Below are 14,972 nucleotides of genomic sequence, written 5' to 3' on the forward strand. Positions count from 1 at the left end.
ACCAGGCACCAGGCACGCAGCACGACGAACGAAGGGCAGATGCACCCCGACCGCACCTCCTCCACGCGCTTCCCCGTACCCGTCGACGCCGCCCTGCGCGCCGCCGGCTGGCAACCCGGACGCTGGGACATCAAACAAGCCGAGATCTGGGCCGACACCCTCCGGGAACACACCTCACCCGCCGGCCACCGTCACGCCGTCTTCCCCGCCGCCGTCGAGGCCTGGGCCGAATTCGGCGGACTCACCATCATCCCCACCGGCCCCGGCCGCCAGGTCGCCCCCACCGCCGTCCACCTCGACCCCCTCCACGGCCTCCACATGGCCCGCACCCTCGCCGACCTCGGCCGCGCCCTCGACACCGACGTCGCCCCCCTCGGCACCGAGACCGACACCCACTCCCTCCTCGCAGTCGACGCCGAAGGCCGCGTCTACGCCCTCGACCACACCGGCGACTGGTACCTCGGCCCCGACATCGACCAGGCCCTCGGCGCCCTCACCTCCGGCATCGAACCCGTACGCCTCACCGCGGGCTGAACCGGCCACCCCCGCCCGGGCCGCCTACGACGCCGGAATCACCGCCGACACCCGAAAACCCCCCGCCTCCGTCGGACCCGACACGAACACCCCGCCCAACGCCACCACCCGCTCCTTCATCCCCACCAGCCCGTTCCCCCCCGACGGCAACCCGGCCGACGACGCCGACCCCATCTCCGCGGGCGGCCCGTTCTCCACCTGCATGGCGATCTCCCCCACCCGATGCGCCAACCGCACCTGCGTCTTCGCGCCCGCCGCATGCTTGTGGACGTTCGTCAACGCCTCCTGCACCACCCGGTACGCCGTCTGCTCGATCTCCGCCACATACGCCCGCACCTCCCCGTCCACCGACAGCTCCACCACCATCCCCGCGGCCGCCGACTGCCCCACCAGCTCGTCCAGATCCTCCAGACAGGGCCCCTCGCCCTCGTCCACCACCACCGCGGTCACCGCCGCGAACGGCACCGACGCCGCCGCCCGCTCCCGCGGGCCGCCACTGCGCAACACCCCGAGCATCTCCCGCAACTCGGTCAACGCCTGCCGCCCCATGTCCCCCACCAGCGCCGCGTTCCGCACGGCCTTCTCGGGGTCCTTCCGGGCGACAGCCTGCAACGCCGCCGCATGCACCACCATCAGACTCACCCGATGCGCGACGACGTCGTGCATCTCCCGCGCGATCCGCGTCCGCTCCTCGCTCCGCGCCCACTCCGCCCGTTCCTCCGCCCGCTCCGCGAGCAACTGCAACTCCCGCTCCAGGCTGTCCGCCCGCTCCCGCAGACTCTCCATGAGCCGCCGCCGGGCGCCGACATACATCCCGAGCAGCAGCGGCGGCGCGGTGAGCCCCAGCGACGTCGTGATGGCGGCGAACGGCACGAACCAGTCCCCCAGGGTCAACGTCCCCCGGTTCATGCTCTGCCGCACCTGCACGAACGTCACGATCAACGTCCCCACGAGCTGCATCCCCGCCAGCGACGCGATGATCCGCCGCGGCGCCTCGGACGCCGCGAGCGTGTACAGCCCGACGATGCCCATCAGGAACCCCATCTGGGCCGGCGTGATCGCGATCGCCACCAGTACCACGGCGATGGGCCACTGCCGCCGCACCACCAGCACGGAACCGGCGACCGAACCGAACACGACCCCCGCCGCCACCGGCACCCCGGCGTCCCGCGCGAACTCGACCCCCTCCACCGCGCACTCCACGGCGGACACGAGCCCCAGGCTCCAGTCGAACGCCGCGCTGCGCCACCTGGCCCACCACAGCGGCCCTCCCCGGGCCGCGGTGTCCTCTTCCCCCGTCGTGGTCATGCCTCCAGCCTACGGGCGCGAGCCCCGCCTTTTCCGGCGACTTTCGCCGACCACCCCACACCACACCCCGTAACCGAACAGCATCGAAACCCACCGCTATCCCTCGAACTGCCGAACCACGACCGTTCGAGGACGGAATCCCTCATTCCGAACAGGCGGGACGCCCCTGGCCGACCGTTCCCCACAGCGCCGATCTACACCGTCGCGTCGAAGCCTGGTGGTACGGCATAGTAGGAGGTGCCACTCGGCGACTTGGCCGAATATCCGGTTCAGTCGCATTTATTCCCCTGTGGTGTAATTGGCAGCACTGTGGCTTTTGGTGCCATATGTCCGGGTTCGAGTCCTGGCGGGGGAGCAAAGCTCGTTTCGGGCCCTGACAGCACTGTCAGGGCCCGCTCTCATGTCCCCCGGGAAACGCCCCGGTATCCTTCGGATGTCCCCACCTCTCCACAGCCGAAGGGCAACTTCCGTGAGCGCCAATCGCCCGGCAGCCGTCGTCGTACTCGCAGCGGGTGAGGGAACCCGTATGAAGTCGGCCATACCGAAGGTCCTGCACGAGATCTCCGGCCGCTCTCTCGTGGGTCATGTGCTGGCCGCCGCCGGGGAGTTGGACCCCGAGAACCTGGTCGTCGTCGTCGGGCACGCGCGGGAGAAGGTCACCGCGCACCTGAACGAGATCGACCCGCACGTGCGCACCGCCGTGCAGGCGGAGCAGAACGGCACCGGGCACGCCGTCCGGATGGGGCTGGAGCAGCTCGGCGGGGGTGTGGACGGGACCGTGGTCGTCGTGTGCGGCGACACCCCGCTGCTCACCGGCGCGACCCTCGCCCAGCTCGCGGCCACGCATCACACGGACGGCAACGCGGTCACCGTGCTGACCGCCGAGGTGCCGGACGCCACCGGTTACGGCCGGATCGTGCGGGACGGGGCGACCGGCGCCGTGACGGCGATCGTCGAGCACAAGGACGCGACGGACGCCGAGCGGGCGATCCGGGAGATCAACTCCGGGGTGTTCGCGTTCGACGGACAGCTGCTCGCCGACGCGTTGAAAAAGGTGCGGACCGACAACAGCCAGGGCGAGGAGTACCTCACGGACGTGCTCGGCATCCTCCGTGAGGCCGGTCACCGCGTCGGCGCCTCGGTGGCCGCCGACCACCGCGAGATCGCCGGCATCAACAACCGGGTGCAGCTGAGCGAGGCCCGTCGGATCCTCAACGACCGGCTGCTGACGGCGGCCATGCTGTCCGGGGTGACGGTCATCGACCCGGCGACCACGTGGATCGACGTGACGGTCACGTTCGAGCAGGACGCCGTCGTCCACCCGGGCACGCAGCTGCACGGCGCGACGCACCTCGGCGAGGGCGCGGAGGTGGGCCCCAACAGCCGACTGAAGGACACGACGGTCGGTGCGGGCGCCCGGGTCGACAACACGGTTTCGGACAGTGCGCAGATCGGTGCGCACGCGACGGTCGGGCCGTACGCGTATCTGCGTCCCGGCACGCGGCTGGGCGCGAAGGGCAAGATCGGCACGTACGTCGAGACGAAGAACGCCGCCATCGGCGAGGGCACGAAGGTGCCGCATCTCTCCTATGTCGGTGACGCGACGATCGGTGAGTACACCAACATCGGTGCGGCGAGCGTGTTCGTCAACTACGACGGACAGGACAAACACCACACCACCGTCGGGTCGCACTGCCGGACGGGTTCGGACAACATGTTTGTGGCTCCTGTCACGGTCGGGGACGGCGCTTACACCGCCGCCGGGTCCGTGATCACGAAGGATGTGCCGCCCGGTTCGCTGGCCGTGGCCCGTGGTCAGCAGCGGAATATCGAGGGCTGGGTGGCTCGTAAGCGTCCGGGCAGCGCGGCGGCGAAGGCCGCCGAGACGGCCTCCGGCCAGGCGGAAAGCGAAGGCTGACCGAAAACAGGTGCGGCAACGACGGCGTACCGTGATAAGTGCACACCCGCACCCCACCAGCTGAGACGGCCCCGTCGCGCCCAGCGGCGAGCGGTCGCTCGACAGCCGGCTGAGACACCCTCTGAGGAGACAGTGCTGTGACCGGGATCAAGACGACCGGCGAGAAGAAGATGATGTTCTTCTCCGGCCGCGCCCACCCCGAGCTTGCCGAGGAGGTCGCCCACCAGCTGGGTGTCGGGGTCGTCCCGACGAAGGCCTTCGACTTCGCCAACGGTGAGATCTACGTCCGTTACCAGGAGTCGGCGCGCGGTGCGGACTGCTTCGTGATCCAGAGCCACACGGCTCCGATCAATCAGTGGATCATGGAACAGCTGATCATGATCGACGCGCTGAAGCGGGCTTCGGCGCGTTCGATCACGGTGATCGTGCCGTTCTACGGTTATGCGCGCCAGGACAAGAAGCACCGCGGCCGTGAGCCGATCTCGGCGCGGCTGATCGCGGACCTGATGAAGACGGCGGGTGCGCACCGGATCCTGACCGTGGATCTGCACACGGACCAGATCCAGGGTTTCTTCGACGGCCCGGTGGACCACCTGTTCGCGCTGCCGCTGCTGGCGGACTACGTGGGTGCGAAGGTCGACCGGAAGAAGCTGACGGTCGTCTCGCCGGACGCGGGCCGGGTGCGGGTCGCCGACCGCTGGTGCGACCGGCTGGGCGCGCCGCTGGCGATCGTGCACAAGCGGCGTGACAAGGACGTGGCGAACCAGGTGACGGTCCACGAGGTCGTGGGCGAGGTCAAGGGCCGGGTCTGTGTCCTGGTGGACGACATGATCGACACGGGTGGCACGATCTGCGCCGCCGCCGACGCGCTGTTCGCGCACGGTGCGGAGGACGTCATCGTGACGGCGACGCACGGTGTGCTGTCGGGTCCGGCGGCGGACCGGCTGAAGGCGTCGCGGGTGAGCGAGTTCGTGTTCACCAACACGCTGCCCACGCCGGGCGAGCTGGACGTGGACAAGATCACGGTGCTGTCGATCGCGCCGACCATCGCGAACGCGGTGCGCGAGGTGTTCGAGGACGGTTCGGTGACGAGCCTCTTCGACGAGCAGTGACGGTCCTCGTCTAGATCGATTTCCGGTACGGCCTTCCCGCTGCGTAAACTGCCACAGTTGCTCGGCGAGGGAGGCCGTACACGTGTGTGTACGGCGGTCCGTTATCGACGCGCTCTTCGTAGCAGGCCGATCGTTTGGCCGGGTGACCACCTTTCCCCCGTACTACGAGGAGTGAACATGGCCGAGGTCAAGCTCGCAGCCGAGACCCGTACCGAGTTCGGCAAGGGCGCCGCCCGCCGTATCCGCCGCGCCAGCAAGGTGCCCGCCGTGGTCTACGGCCACGGTGTCGACCCCCTGCACATCACGCTGCCGGGCCACGATCTCCAGCTCGCCCTGCGTACCCCGAACGTCCTGCTCAGCCTGGAGATCGAGGGCAAGACCCAGCTGGCCATCCCGAAGGCCGTGCAGCGTGACGCGATCAAGGGCTTCCTGGACCACGTCGACCTGCTCCTCGTCAAGCGTGGCGAGAAGGTCAACGTCGAGGTCTACGTCCACACCGAGGGTGAGCTGGCTCCGGGTGCCTACCTGCTCGAGCACGTGCTGAGCACGCTGACGGTCGAGGCCGAGGCCACTCACATCCCCGAGTCGGTCACCGTGTCGATCGCGGGCCTGGAGGCCGGCGCGGCCATCCTCGCCAAGGACATCCCGCTGCCCGCGGGCACCACGCTGGCGATCGACGAGGACGCGGTCGTGCTCCAGGTCCTGGCCGCTCAGGCGGAGGAGGCTCCGGCCGAGTCCGAGGGCTCCGAGTCCGCCGAGGCCTGAGCCGTACGGTTTTCTCAGCGGTAGATCAGCTCCAGCCGCTGCTCCCCACGGGGGGCAGCGGCTGCTGCATAAGGAGACATGGACGTGACGACCCCCGCCAACGACCCCTGGCTCATCGTCGGCCTCGGCAATCCCGGCCCCGAGTACGCCATGAACCGGCACAACGTCGGTTTCATGGCGGCCGATCTGCTGGCGGAGCGGATGGGGGGGAGGTTCAAGCGGGCGGGGAAGGCGCAGGCGCAGGTCGTCGAGGGGCGGATCGGTCCGCCGGGGACGGGCAGCCGGCGGGTGGTGCTGGCCAAGCCGATGTCGTTCATGAACCTGTCGGGCGGTCCGGTGAACGCGCTGCGCGAGTTCTACAAGGTGCCCGTGGCGAACATCGTGGCGGTGCACGACGAGCTGGACATCGACTACGGGGTGCTGCGGCTGAAGCTGGGCGGCGGGGACAACGGGCACAACGGTCTGAAGTCGATGACGAAGGCGATGGGCGCGGAGTACCACCGGGTGCGGTTCGGGATCGGGCGGCCGCCGGGGCGGATGCAGGTGGCGGACTTCGTGCTGAAGGACTTCGCCTCGGCGGAGCGCAAGGAGCTGGACTACTTCGTGGACCGGGCGGCGGACGCGGCGGAGGCGCTGGTGCTGGAGGGCCTGGAGCGGGCGCAAAGCACGTACAACTCCTGACTTGTCCGCCTGTGCGACCCCGCCGAGGTTGACGGCTCGTTCGGGCATGGCCAATGATCCCGGCCATGCCAGCCACAGCTGTCCGTTCCCACCGCCGCCGGGGAACCTCCCGAAAGGCCTCGGCGAAGGGCTCCCCCGACGCGCCGAAGACGATCAGGGCCAGGGCCAGGGGCAGAGCCAAGGGTTCGGCGTCCGTCGTCGCGTTGCGCTACGGGCGGCTCGCGGCGATGGGCACGGTCGCGGTGCTGATCCTGTTCGCGGGGGTGTGGGGTTCCTGGGGCGCCGCGCAGCACGTGATGCTGACGAAGGGGCGGGAGCAGGGCACGGTCGAGGTGACGCGGTGCGGTGCGGACATGTGCACGGGGCCGTACACGCCGGTGTCGGCGGGGTCGACGGCACGCGCGCGCGTGGAGATCGAGAAGTCGGTGGCGGTGCGCAAGGGCCGGACGTACACGGTGGTCCTGAAGCCGGGCGGCACCGAGGCGGTGCGGTCGGGTCCGGCCGGGGTGCTGTACGCGTGGGTGCCGTTCGGTGGGGCGCTGCTGCTGGCGTCGGTGGTGGCGGCGGGCGGTCTGGGCCGGGTCCGGGTGGGATGGGTGCTGGCGGGGTCGGGGGTCGCGCTGCTGACGGCGGCGTTCCTGGCCGTCTAGCGTCGCTGCGCGACCGAGGGCGCCCCCGGGTTCGTACGAACCCGGGGGCGCCCTCGTGTCACAACCGGTCTCAGCCCGTGTTGCGCAGGCCCGCTGCCACGCCGTTGACGGTGAGGAGGAGGGCGCGGGCGAGGAGGGGGTCGGGTTCGGCGCCGGCGGCGGCCGCGTCGCGCTGGCGCTTGAGGAGGGTGACCTGGAGGTAGGAGATGGGGTCGAGGTAGGCGTCGCGGATGGTGAAGGTCTGCTTGAGGACGGGGGTGGCGTCCAGCAGGTCCTTCTCCCCGGTGATCTTGAGGACCTCGGCGACGGTGAGGGCGTGTTCGGCCTTGATCGCCTCGAAGACGTGCTTGAGGTCGTCGGGGACGAGGGTGTCGACGTAGTGCTGGGCGATCCGCAGGTCCGTCTTGGCGAGGGTCATCTCCACGTTGGAGATGAAGTTGCGGAAGAAGTGCCACTGGCCGTGCATCTCGTCGAGGACGGTGTCCCCTTCCTGCCGCAGGCCTGCCTCACGCAGTGCCTTGAGGCCGGAGCCGACGCCGTACCAGCCGGGGACGATCTGGCGGGACTGGGTCCAGCCGAAGACCCACGGGATGGCGCGCAGCCCGTCGAGACCGGCGCCGGAGTCGGGCCTGCGGGACGGGCGGGAGCCCAGGTGGAGGTCGGCGAGCTGGTCGACGGGGGTGGCGGCGAAGAAGTAGGGCGGGAGGTCGGGGTCCTCGACGAGGGTGCGGTAGGCCGTGTGGGCGGCGTCGGAGACGACCTCCATGGCGGCGTCCCAGCGGGCGAGGGCCTCGTCCGACTGGCGGGGCGCGGTGTGCAGGGCGGAGGCCTGGAGGGTCGCGGCGACCGTGAGTTCCAGGTTCTCCCTGGCCAGGGAGGGGATGAGGTACTTGTCGGAGATGACCTCGCCCTGCTCGGTCACCTTGATCTCGCCCTCCAGGGTGCCCCAGGGCTGCGCGAGGATCGCGTCGTGGGAGGGGCCGCCGCCGCGGCCGACGGTGCCGCCGCGGCCGTGGAAGAGGCGCAGGCGCACGCCGTAGCGGTGGGCGACGTCGCGCAGGCGGCGCTGGGCGCGGTGGATCTCCCACTGGCTGGTGGTGATGCCGCCGAACTTCGAGGAGTCGGAGTAGCCGAGCATGACCTCCTGGACGTCGCCGCGCAGCGCGACGAGGCGCCGGTAGGACGGGTCGGAGAGCATGTCCTCGAGGATGGTGTCGGCGGCCTTGAGCTCGTCGGTGGTCTCCAGGAGCGGGACGATGCCGATCTTGGCCCAGCCGGCGTGCAGGTCGATCAGTCCGGCCTCGCGGGCCAGGACGGCCGCGGCGAAGACGTCGTCGGCGCCCTGGCACATCGAGATGATGTACGACTCGATGACCTCGGGTCCGAAGACGGCGAGGGCCCGCTTGACCGTGCCGAACACGCCGAGGGTCTTCTCGCCGGCCGCGTCGACGGGCGCCGGGGTGGGTGCGAGCGGCCTGCGCGAGCGCAGCTCCTTGGCCAGCAGCTTCGTCCGGTAGTCGCGCGGCATGTCCGCGTACCGCCAGGACTCTTCACCGAGGCGGTCGAACAGCTGACCGAGGGCGTGGTGGTGGGCGTCGGCGTGTTCGCGGACGTCCATCGTGGCGAGCTGGAGGCCGAAGGCGGCGAGGGTGCGCAGGGTGCGGTTCATCCGGCCGTCGACGAAGAGGCCGCCGCGGTGTTCGCGCAGGGAGGTCTGGATGAGCGTGAGGTCCGCCAGCAGCTCGCTCGTGCCGAGGTAGTCGCGGCCGGGCTCGTGCGGGGTGCCCTTGGCGAGGCGCTGCTTGGTGTTCTCCAGCTTCTGCCGGATGCAGGTGGCCTTGAGGCGGTAGGGCTCTTCGGCGTTGAGGCGCTTGTAGCGGGGGCTGATCTCGGGCAGTCGTTCGAGGTCGCCCTTGAGCGAGTCCAGGAGTTCCTCGGTCGCGCCCGTGTAGCGGATCGAGTTGGAGAGGAAGCCGCGCAGCTCGTCGATGGTCTCCAGGGCGTCGTTGATGCCGTGTTCGTGCTGGAGGATGAGGACGTCCCAGGTCACCTGGGGGGTGACGTTGGGGTTGCCGTCGCGGTCGCCGCCGATCCAGGTGCCGAAGGTGAGGGGGCGCGTGTCCTCGGGGAGCTTCACGCCGACGCGCTCCAGTTCGGCGGTGAGGTCCTCCAGGACGTCGCCGACGGCGTTCGCGTGGAGTTCGTCGAGGTAGTAGATGGCGTTGCGGGCCTCGTCGGCGGGCTCGGGACGGACGACGCGGAGTTCGTCCGTCTGCCATACGAGGTCGATGTTCTCCGCCAGGCGGGTGTCGTAGCGGCGGCGGTCGGACTCGATGACCGGGGTCTCCAGAAGCGCGGCGATGCGCCGGAGCTTGTTCAGTACCGACCGGCGCGCGGCTTCGGTGGGGTGCGCCGTGAACACGGGGCGGACGTTGAGGTGGCGGACCGTCTGCTGGACGTGTTCGGGGTCGGCGTCCTTGAGCCGGTCGGCGGTCCGGGCGAGGAGGCCGCCTTCGGCGGCGCGGCGCTCGCGCAGTTCGCGGCCGCGGTGGACCTGTTCGGTGACGTTGGCCAGGTGGAAGTAGGTGGAGAAGGCGCGGACCAGCTTGGCCGCGGTCGTAAGGTCGATGCCGCGCAGCAGCTCGGCGGCGGCTTCGCCGTCCTCTCGGGTCAGGCGGCGGACCTTCTCGACGAGGTCGAGGAGTTCGGGGCCTTCCTGCCGGACCAGGGTCTCGCCGAGAAGGTCACCCAGTCGGCGGATATCGGCGCGCAGCTCCGGGCTGGTCGTCGTGGTGGCCTGGCCATGGTCGTCGGCACTGCTCACAGGTGCGGCTCCTTGCAGTGTTGAAGCTCGTCCGGGAGGGAACTAGAGAGAGCGGACCGCGCTGTCCGACCGTCTCCAAGGATAGGTGTCCGTGGAGACGCGCAGGTTGGCGGGCTCTTGCCGCCAGGCAGCGCACTGCCATACTTACGATGCCGTAGGTTACGGAACCGTAGGAACCTGCCGGAGCCGTACAAGGCTGTACGAGCCGACTTCTCCTCGTCTTCGCCGTGACCCGGCAACCTGACACAAAACCCTCGAACCCCACAGGGGACGCCCCATGACCTCGAGCTCCGACGTGATCGACGATGCCTCGCAGCGAGCCGACGGCTCTTCACTCCCCTCCGCGACCCTCGGTGGCGAACGCAAAGGTTCGCTGGAGCAGCTCACCCTCCTGTTGTTCATCGTCGTCCCGTTCCTGGCCCTGCTCGCGGCGGTGCCGCTGGCCTGGGGATGGGGTGTGAGCTGGCTGGACATCGGCCTCCTGGTGCTCATGTACTACGTCGGCTGTCACGGCGTCACGATCGGTTACCACCGCTATTTCACCCACGGCTCGTTCAAGGCGAAGCGTCCGCTGCGGATCGCGCTGGCGGTCATGGGGTCGCTCGCGGTGGAGGGTCCGCTGGTGCGCTGGGTGGCGGACCATCGCAAGCACCACAAGTTCTCGGACGCGGAGGGCGACCCGCACTCGCCGTGGCGGTACGGGGAGACGGTCCCGGCGCTGATGAAGGGCCTGTGGTGGGCGCACATCGGCTGGATGTTCGACGAGGAGCGGACTCCGCAGGAGAAGTACGCGCCGGACCTGATCAAGGACGGGGCGATCCGGGCGATCTCGCGTCAGTTCATCGCGCTGACGGTGCTCTCGCTGGCCATTCCGCCGCTGGTGGGCGGGCTGGTGACGATGTCCTGGTGGGGTGCGTTCACCGCGTTCTTCTGGGGTTCGCTGGTGCGGGTGGCGTTGCTGCACCACGTGACGTGGTCGATCAACTCGATCTGCCACGCGGTCGGCAAGCGTCCGTTCAAGTCGCGGGACCGGTCCGGCAACGTCTGGTGGCTGGCGGTCCTGTCGTGCGGCGAGTCCTGGCACAACCTGCATCACGCGGACCCGACGTCGGCGCGACACGGCGTGGAGCGGGGTCAGATCGACTCCTCGGCCCGGTTCATCCGGTGGTTCGAGATGCTCGGGTGGGCGTACGACGTGCGCTGGCCGTCACGCTCGCGTATCGATTCACGTCGTATCACCGGTGAGGACGGCTCCCGACAGGGGAAGGCGACCGCCGAGACGGCATGATTGACGGCGTGGCGACCGATCCCAGCACTACCTCCAGTCCCAGCGGTGAAGCGAAGCCGCGGCGCGCGCGACGTACCCGGATGACGGGGGCGGAGCGCCGGCAGCAGCTGCTGGAGATCGGGCGCACCCTGTTCGCGGAGAAGGGCTTCGAAGGCACCTCGGTGGAGGAGATCGCGGCGAAGGCCGGGGTGTCCAAGCCGGTGGTGTACGAGCACTTCGGCGGCAAGGAGGGGCTGTACGCGGTGGTGGTGGACCGGGAGATGCGCCGCCTCCTGGACATGGTCACGTCGTCGCTGACGGCCGGCCACCCCCGCGAGCTCCTCGAACAGGCGGCCTTCGCCCTCCTGGACTACATCGAGGAGTACACGGACGGCTTCCGCATCCTGGTCCGCGACTCGCCCATCCCCCAGTCGACGGGTTCCTTCGCCTCGCTGATCTCGGACATCGCGACCCAGGTGGAGGACATCCTGGGCCGCGAGTTCAAGAACCGCGGCTTCGACCCGAAGCTGGCCCCGCTGTACGCCCAGGCCCTGGTCGGCATGGTCGCCCTGACCGGCCAGTGGTGGCTGGACGTCCGCCGCCCGAAGAAGGCGGAGGTCGCAGCCCACCTGGTCAACCTCTCCTGGCACGGCCTGGACGGGCTGGAGGCGAAGCCTCACCTGATCGGGCGAAGAAAGAGCTGAAGAAACATTCCTCTAGATTAATCTCACGTCATGTCGTGGCACCATGTGCGCATGACTGAGATCACGATCAGCGCTGCCCGTGCCCAGCTCGGCGACCTGGTCCGCAGAGCCGCACACAGCCGCGAGACCATCGCCCTCACCGACCATGGCCATGTGGCCGCGCTGCTTGTCTCACCGCAGGTGATAGAGGATCTCGAAGACGCGCTGGCGGTCTCCGACTACCAGCGGCGCAAGGCGGAGGGCACGCTCGGTCCGGGCATCCCCCATGACGAGGTCGGACGCATCCTCGGGCTACGCCCGTGACCTACCGCATCATCTGGGAACCGTCCGCCACCGAACAGGCCGTTCGGTTCCTCAAAGAAGATCCCACCGGCCTCGCCGCTGTCTACGAGGCGACCGACGGGCTCGCCGAAAACCCGCGCCCCCTCAACTCCGTCGCCTACGGCGTCGACATCCGCCGTCTGCGCGTCGGCGACTATCGCGTCATATACGTGATCGACAACGAGGTCATCCACATCCTCGTCACCCACCTGGGCCGGACGGCGTGACCTCCGGCTCCAGGAACTCCAGCCGGTTGCCCGCCGGGTCCAAGGCGTAGCAGCGGCGGTGGCCCGGCAGGTCGTCGTCCCAGGTCACAGGGGTGCCGTGGGACTGCAGGCGGGCCGCGTACGCCTCGATGTCCGTGACGCGCAGGCCGGGGTGGGCCTTGCGGGACGGGCGGAAGTCGTCCTCGATGCCCAGGTGGAGCTGGACCGCGCCCGCCCGGAACCAGCAGCCTCCGCGGGCCGCGAGCGCCGGCGGCTTGGGGATCTCGGTCATGCCGAGGGCGTCCACGTAGAAGCGGCGCAGCCGGTCCTCGGAACCGGGCGGGGCGGCGAGCTGGACGTGGTCGACGGCCGTGAGCATCACGCCTCCTTCCTGGCCACCGCGAACAGTCGGCGGAACGGCAGGACCGTGCCGTACTCCGTGCTCGGGTAGGCCTCGCGGAGGAGGTCGCGGTAGGCGGTGACGAAGGCGTCGCGGGCTTCGGGGTCGTCCGCGAGGGCGTCGAGGACGGGGCGCAGGCCGGTGCCCTTGACCCAGTCGAGGACGGGATCCTCGCCCGGGAGGACGTGGAGGTACGTGGTCGTCCAGACGTCGGGCGCGCAGCCGAGGCGGGCCAGGCGGTCGAGGTAGACGGCGGGCGCGTGGACGGAGTCCTGACGGCGCAGGACCTCGCCGAGCCGGTCCTTCCAGCGGGGCGTGTTGCCGAGTTCGCGCATCAGGGCGTGCAGGGGCGCGTCGATGTTGTGCGGGACCTGGAAGGCGAGGACGCCACCGGGGGCGAGGCCGTCCAGCCAGGCGGGGAAGGCGTCGAGGTGGCCGGGGACCCACTGGAGGGCGGCGTTGGAGACGATCAGGTCGTAGGTCTGCGCCGTCTCCGCCAGCGTCCAGGTGGTCAGGTCGGCGTACGCGAAGTCGAGGCGTGCGCCCGCGTGCGCGGCCGCGTCGGCGAGCATCTGGGGCGAGTTGTCGTAGCCGGTGACGCGGGCGGTGGGCCAGCGGTCGGCGAGGCCGGCGGTGACGTTGCCGGGGCCGCAGCCGAGGTCGGCGATGCGGGGCGGGTCGCCCGGCAGCGCGGGGACGCGGGCGAGGAGGTCGGCGAAGGGGCGGGCGCGGTGGCCGGCGTGCCGCAGGTACTGGGCGGGGTCCCAGGAGGGGTTCGTCGTCATGTCTCCCTACTCTCCCCCTCAATATCTCTTGACGTCAAGAGACTCGACATCAAGAGACTTCACATCGACACAACCATTACACTGATCGTCATGGAGGACGAGGTCGATCGGCTGGTCGCAGCGTGGCGCCGGGAGCGCCCGGACCTCGACGTGGAGCCGCTGGAAGTACTCAGCCGGGTGAGCAGACTGGCCCGGCACCTGGACCGGGCACGCCGACTGGCGTTCTCCGAACACCAGCTGGAGCCCTGGGAGTTCGACGTCCTGACGGCGCTGCGGCGCGCGGGCGGGCCCTACCAGCTCTCGCCGGGGCAGTTGCTGACGCAGACGCTGGTGACGTCGGGCACGATGACGAACCGCATCGACCGGCTCACGAAGAAGGGTCTGGTGGAGCGGCTGCCGGACCCGAACGACCGGCGCGGTGTGCTGGTCCGCCTCACGGACGACGGCAAGGACCGCGCCGACCAGGCGCTCGCCGGGCTGCTCGACCAGGAGCGGGCGATCCTGGCCGAGCTCTCCAGCTCCCAACGCGGCGACCTGGCAGGCCTGCTGCGCCAGCTGACCGCCCCGTTCGACAACATCCCCGGCTGACCCCGGCTGAGGGCCTGCCGGGCGGACCAGGCCGGAGACGCGGGGTGTGGCACGCTCCCCCAGAGGGGGACCCCCATCACCCCGCTCACGGTGCCGATCAGGCGCTGTTGGTCTCCTCCGGCCTGATCCGCCCGGCAGGCCCCAGATCGACGGGTCCGACCCCCGCGCGCCGCGCGAGGGCGACAGCGGCGAGGGTGGAGTGGACGCCCAGTTTGCCGAGGACGTTCTGCATATGGGTGCGGACGGTGTGCGGTGAGAGGAACAGCCGGTCGGCGACCGCCTTGCGGCCGAGCCCCGCGACCATGCAGCGCAGCACCTCCCGCTCCCTCGGCGTGAGGGACTCCACCAGCCGTTCGCTCTCGGTGCGGTGCTTGCGCGCGGCCGTCAGCTCCCGCAGGACGCCCGTGAGCAGGGCCGGAGGCAGATGGGTCTCCTCGCGCAGCACCCCGCGGATGACGGTCAGCAGCCGGGACAGCGAGCAGTCCTTCGCCACCCAGCCGGACGCCCCGGCCTGCAGGGCGAGAGCCGCGCGGCGCGGGTCGTCCTTCTCGGCGAGGACGACCGTGCGGACATGGGGCTGCGTGCCGCGGACGCCCGCGACCAGCGAGATCCCGTCGACGAGGCCGTCCTCCCTCACCTCCTGCACGGGAACGGCCGGCCGTATGTCCGGCAGGCTGCCGCCCAGGTCGGCGTCCACGAGCAGCACGTCGTACCGGCGCCCCTCGGCGACCGCGCGCTCCAGACTGCGCAGCGCCGCCGGGCCGCTGCCGGCCGCGGACACGTCGACGTCGGGCTCGGCTGCCAGCGCCGCGGCGAGCGACTCGGCGAAGATACGGTGATCGTCGACGACCAGAACTCGGATGCGAACCACGAAACCCCCTTCCCCAAGCTCCTTGACAGAGCAGGGGA

General features: G+C 70.2%; 16 protein-coding genes and 1 tRNA gene. 12 read left to right on the top strand and 5 right to left on the bottom strand.

The features are described 5' to 3' along the window. The first annotated feature begins 39 nt into the window (after positions 1–39). On the top strand, positions 40–534 hold the full coding sequence (locus tag AB0J04_RS01010; protein WP_363166232.1) for an SUKH-3 domain-containing protein: 495 nt from the start codon (positions 40–42) through the stop codon (positions 532–534). Positions 535–558: 24 nt separating this feature from the next. Here the strand turns inward: AB0J04_RS01010 and AB0J04_RS01015 are convergent, their stop codons facing one another. Beyond that, positions 559–1,842 (bottom strand): histidine kinase, encoded by a 1,284-nt coding sequence (locus tag AB0J04_RS01015; protein ID WP_363166234.1) that lies wholly within the window; start codon positions 1,840–1,842, stop codon positions 559–561. A gap of 283 nt (positions 1,843–2,125) precedes the next feature. On the opposite strand from AB0J04_RS01015, the gene AB0J04_RS01020 reads away from it, so the two are divergent. The 6 genes from AB0J04_RS01020 to AB0J04_RS01045 all read left to right on the top strand — a co-directional run bounded on the left by AB0J04_RS01020 (position 2,126) and on the right by AB0J04_RS01045 (position 6,968). After that, positions 2,126–2,197 (top strand) — tRNA-Gln (locus AB0J04_RS01020). A 114-nt stretch (positions 2,198–2,311) separates the two neighbouring features. Further along, a complete protein-coding gene (gene glmU / locus AB0J04_RS01025) occupies positions 2,312–3,760 on the top strand; it encodes a bifunctional UDP-N-acetylglucosamine diphosphorylase/glucosamine-1-phosphate N-acetyltransferase GlmU (protein ID WP_363166235.1) in 1,449 nt (482 codons plus the stop codon). A gap of 137 nt (positions 3,761–3,897) precedes the next feature. Beyond that, entirely contained in the window at positions 3,898–4,872 is a 975-nt protein-coding gene (locus AB0J04_RS01030) for a ribose-phosphate diphosphokinase (protein ID WP_363166236.1), read from the top strand. 177 nt (positions 4,873–5,049) lie between these two features. Next, on the top strand, positions 5,050–5,637 hold the full coding sequence (locus AB0J04_RS01035) for a 50S ribosomal protein L25/general stress protein Ctc (RefSeq protein ID WP_363166237.1): 588 nt from the start codon (positions 5,050–5,052) through the stop codon (positions 5,635–5,637). Between the two features lie 78 nt (positions 5,638–5,715). Beyond that, complete coding sequence (pth, locus tag AB0J04_RS01040) at positions 5,716–6,318, top strand: aminoacyl-tRNA hydrolase (protein WP_363166238.1); 603 nt, start codon at positions 5,716–5,718, stop codon at positions 6,316–6,318. 65 nt (positions 6,319–6,383) lie between these two features. Next, the gene (locus AB0J04_RS01045) at positions 6,384–6,968 is read left to right on the top strand and encodes a hypothetical protein (RefSeq protein ID WP_363166239.1); all 585 of its coding nucleotides are present in this window, start codon (positions 6,384–6,386) and stop codon (positions 6,966–6,968) included. 70 nt (positions 6,969–7,038) lie between these two features. On the opposite strand, the gene ppc is transcribed toward AB0J04_RS01045, so the two are convergent. Continuing rightward, positions 7,039–9,792 carry a phosphoenolpyruvate carboxylase gene (gene ppc, locus AB0J04_RS01050; protein WP_363166240.1) on the bottom strand — a complete coding sequence of 918 codons (2,754 nt, stop codon included), beginning with the start codon at positions 9,790–9,792 and terminating at the stop codon, positions 7,039–7,041. Between the two features lie 277 nt (positions 9,793–10,069). On the opposite strand from ppc, the gene AB0J04_RS01055 reads away from it, so the two are divergent. Genes AB0J04_RS01055 through AB0J04_RS01070 form a run of 4 tightly spaced genes read left to right on the top strand, consistent with a single transcriptional unit; the run spans position 10,070 to position 12,311 of the window. After that, positions 10,070–11,080 carry a fatty acid desaturase gene (locus AB0J04_RS01055; RefSeq protein ID WP_363166241.1) on the top strand — a complete coding sequence of 337 codons (1,011 nt, stop codon included), beginning with the start codon at positions 10,070–10,072 and terminating at the stop codon, positions 11,078–11,080. Continuing rightward, complete coding sequence (locus tag AB0J04_RS01060; protein WP_363166242.1) at positions 11,077–11,763, top strand: TetR/AcrR family transcriptional regulator; 687 nt, start codon at positions 11,077–11,079, stop codon at positions 11,761–11,763. Before AB0J04_RS01055 ends, AB0J04_RS01060 begins: the two co-directional genes overlap by 4 nt. Before the next feature lie 51 nt (positions 11,764–11,814). Further along, on the top strand, positions 11,815–12,066 hold the full coding sequence (locus tag AB0J04_RS01065; protein ID WP_363166243.1) for a type II toxin-antitoxin system Phd/YefM family antitoxin: 252 nt from the start codon (positions 11,815–11,817) through the stop codon (positions 12,064–12,066). Then, positions 12,063–12,311, top strand: coding sequence for a type II toxin-antitoxin system RelE/ParE family toxin (locus AB0J04_RS01070; protein ID WP_363166244.1), 249 nt, complete (start codon positions 12,063–12,065; stop codon positions 12,309–12,311). Before AB0J04_RS01065 ends, AB0J04_RS01070 begins: the two co-directional genes overlap by 4 nt. On the opposite strand, the gene AB0J04_RS01075 is transcribed toward AB0J04_RS01070, so the two are convergent. After that, positions 12,286–12,669: a VOC family protein gene (locus AB0J04_RS01075; RefSeq protein WP_363166245.1), complete on the bottom strand. Its 384-nt coding sequence runs from the start codon at positions 12,667–12,669 to the stop codon at positions 12,286–12,288. The genes AB0J04_RS01070 and AB0J04_RS01075 overlap by 26 nt on opposite strands. After that, positions 12,669–13,475 carry a trans-aconitate 2-methyltransferase gene (locus AB0J04_RS01080; RefSeq protein WP_363166246.1) on the bottom strand — a complete coding sequence of 269 codons (807 nt, stop codon included), beginning with the start codon at positions 13,473–13,475 and terminating at the stop codon, positions 12,669–12,671. Before AB0J04_RS01080 ends, AB0J04_RS01075 begins: the two co-directional genes overlap by 1 nt. A 90-nt stretch (positions 13,476–13,565) precedes the next feature. On the opposite strand from AB0J04_RS01080, the gene AB0J04_RS01085 reads away from it, so the two are divergent. Beyond that, the gene (locus tag AB0J04_RS01085) at positions 13,566–14,063 is read left to right on the top strand and encodes a MarR family transcriptional regulator (protein WP_363166247.1); all 498 of its coding nucleotides are present in this window, start codon (positions 13,566–13,568) and stop codon (positions 14,061–14,063) included. A 97-nt stretch (positions 14,064–14,160) separates the two neighbouring features. On the opposite strand, the gene AB0J04_RS01090 is transcribed toward AB0J04_RS01085, so the two are convergent. Next, a complete protein-coding gene (locus AB0J04_RS01090) occupies positions 14,161–14,934 on the bottom strand; it encodes a response regulator transcription factor (RefSeq protein ID WP_363166248.1) in 774 nt (257 codons plus the stop codon). Positions 14,935–14,972: the final 38 nt, after the last annotated feature.

Origin of the sequence: Streptomyces sp. NPDC050263 (assembly GCF_040655955.1) — a bacterium.
Taxonomy (GTDB): domain Bacteria; phylum Actinomycetota; class Actinomycetes; order Streptomycetales; family Streptomycetaceae; genus Streptomyces.

What these genes read in the sequence shown, in the direction of transcription:
- AB0J04_RS01010 (WP_363166232.1), top strand. Translation starts at nt 40, where the DNA reads ATGCACCCCGACCGCACCTCCTCCACGCGCTTCCCCGTACCCGTCGAC.
- AB0J04_RS01015 (WP_363166234.1), bottom strand. Translation starts at nt 1,842, where the DNA reads ATGACCACGACGGGGGAAGAGGACACCGCGGCCCGGGGAGGGCCGCTG.
- AB0J04_RS01035 (WP_363166237.1), top strand. Translation starts at nt 5,050, where the DNA reads ATGGCCGAGGTCAAGCTCGCAGCCGAGACCCGTACCGAGTTCGGCAAG.
- pth (WP_363166238.1), top strand. Translation starts at nt 5,716, where the DNA reads ATGGACGTGACGACCCCCGCCAACGACCCCTGGCTCATCGTCGGCCTC.
- AB0J04_RS01045 (WP_363166239.1), top strand. Translation starts at nt 6,384, where the DNA reads ATGCCAGCCACAGCTGTCCGTTCCCACCGCCGCCGGGGAACCTCCCGA.
- AB0J04_RS01055 (WP_363166241.1), top strand. Translation starts at nt 10,070, where the DNA reads ATGACCTCGAGCTCCGACGTGATCGACGATGCCTCGCAGCGAGCCGAC.
- AB0J04_RS01060 (WP_363166242.1), top strand. Translation starts at nt 11,077, where the DNA reads ATGATTGACGGCGTGGCGACCGATCCCAGCACTACCTCCAGTCCCAGC.
- AB0J04_RS01065 (WP_363166243.1), top strand. Translation starts at nt 11,815, where the DNA reads ATGACTGAGATCACGATCAGCGCTGCCCGTGCCCAGCTCGGCGACCTG.
- AB0J04_RS01075 (WP_363166245.1), bottom strand. Translation starts at nt 12,669, where the DNA reads ATGCTCACGGCCGTCGACCACGTCCAGCTCGCCGCCCCGCCCGGTTCC.
- AB0J04_RS01080 (WP_363166246.1), bottom strand. Translation starts at nt 13,475, where the DNA reads ATGACGACGAACCCCTCCTGGGACCCCGCCCAGTACCTGCGGCACGCC.
- AB0J04_RS01085 (WP_363166247.1), top strand. Translation starts at nt 13,566, where the DNA reads ATGGAGGACGAGGTCGATCGGCTGGTCGCAGCGTGGCGCCGGGAGCGC.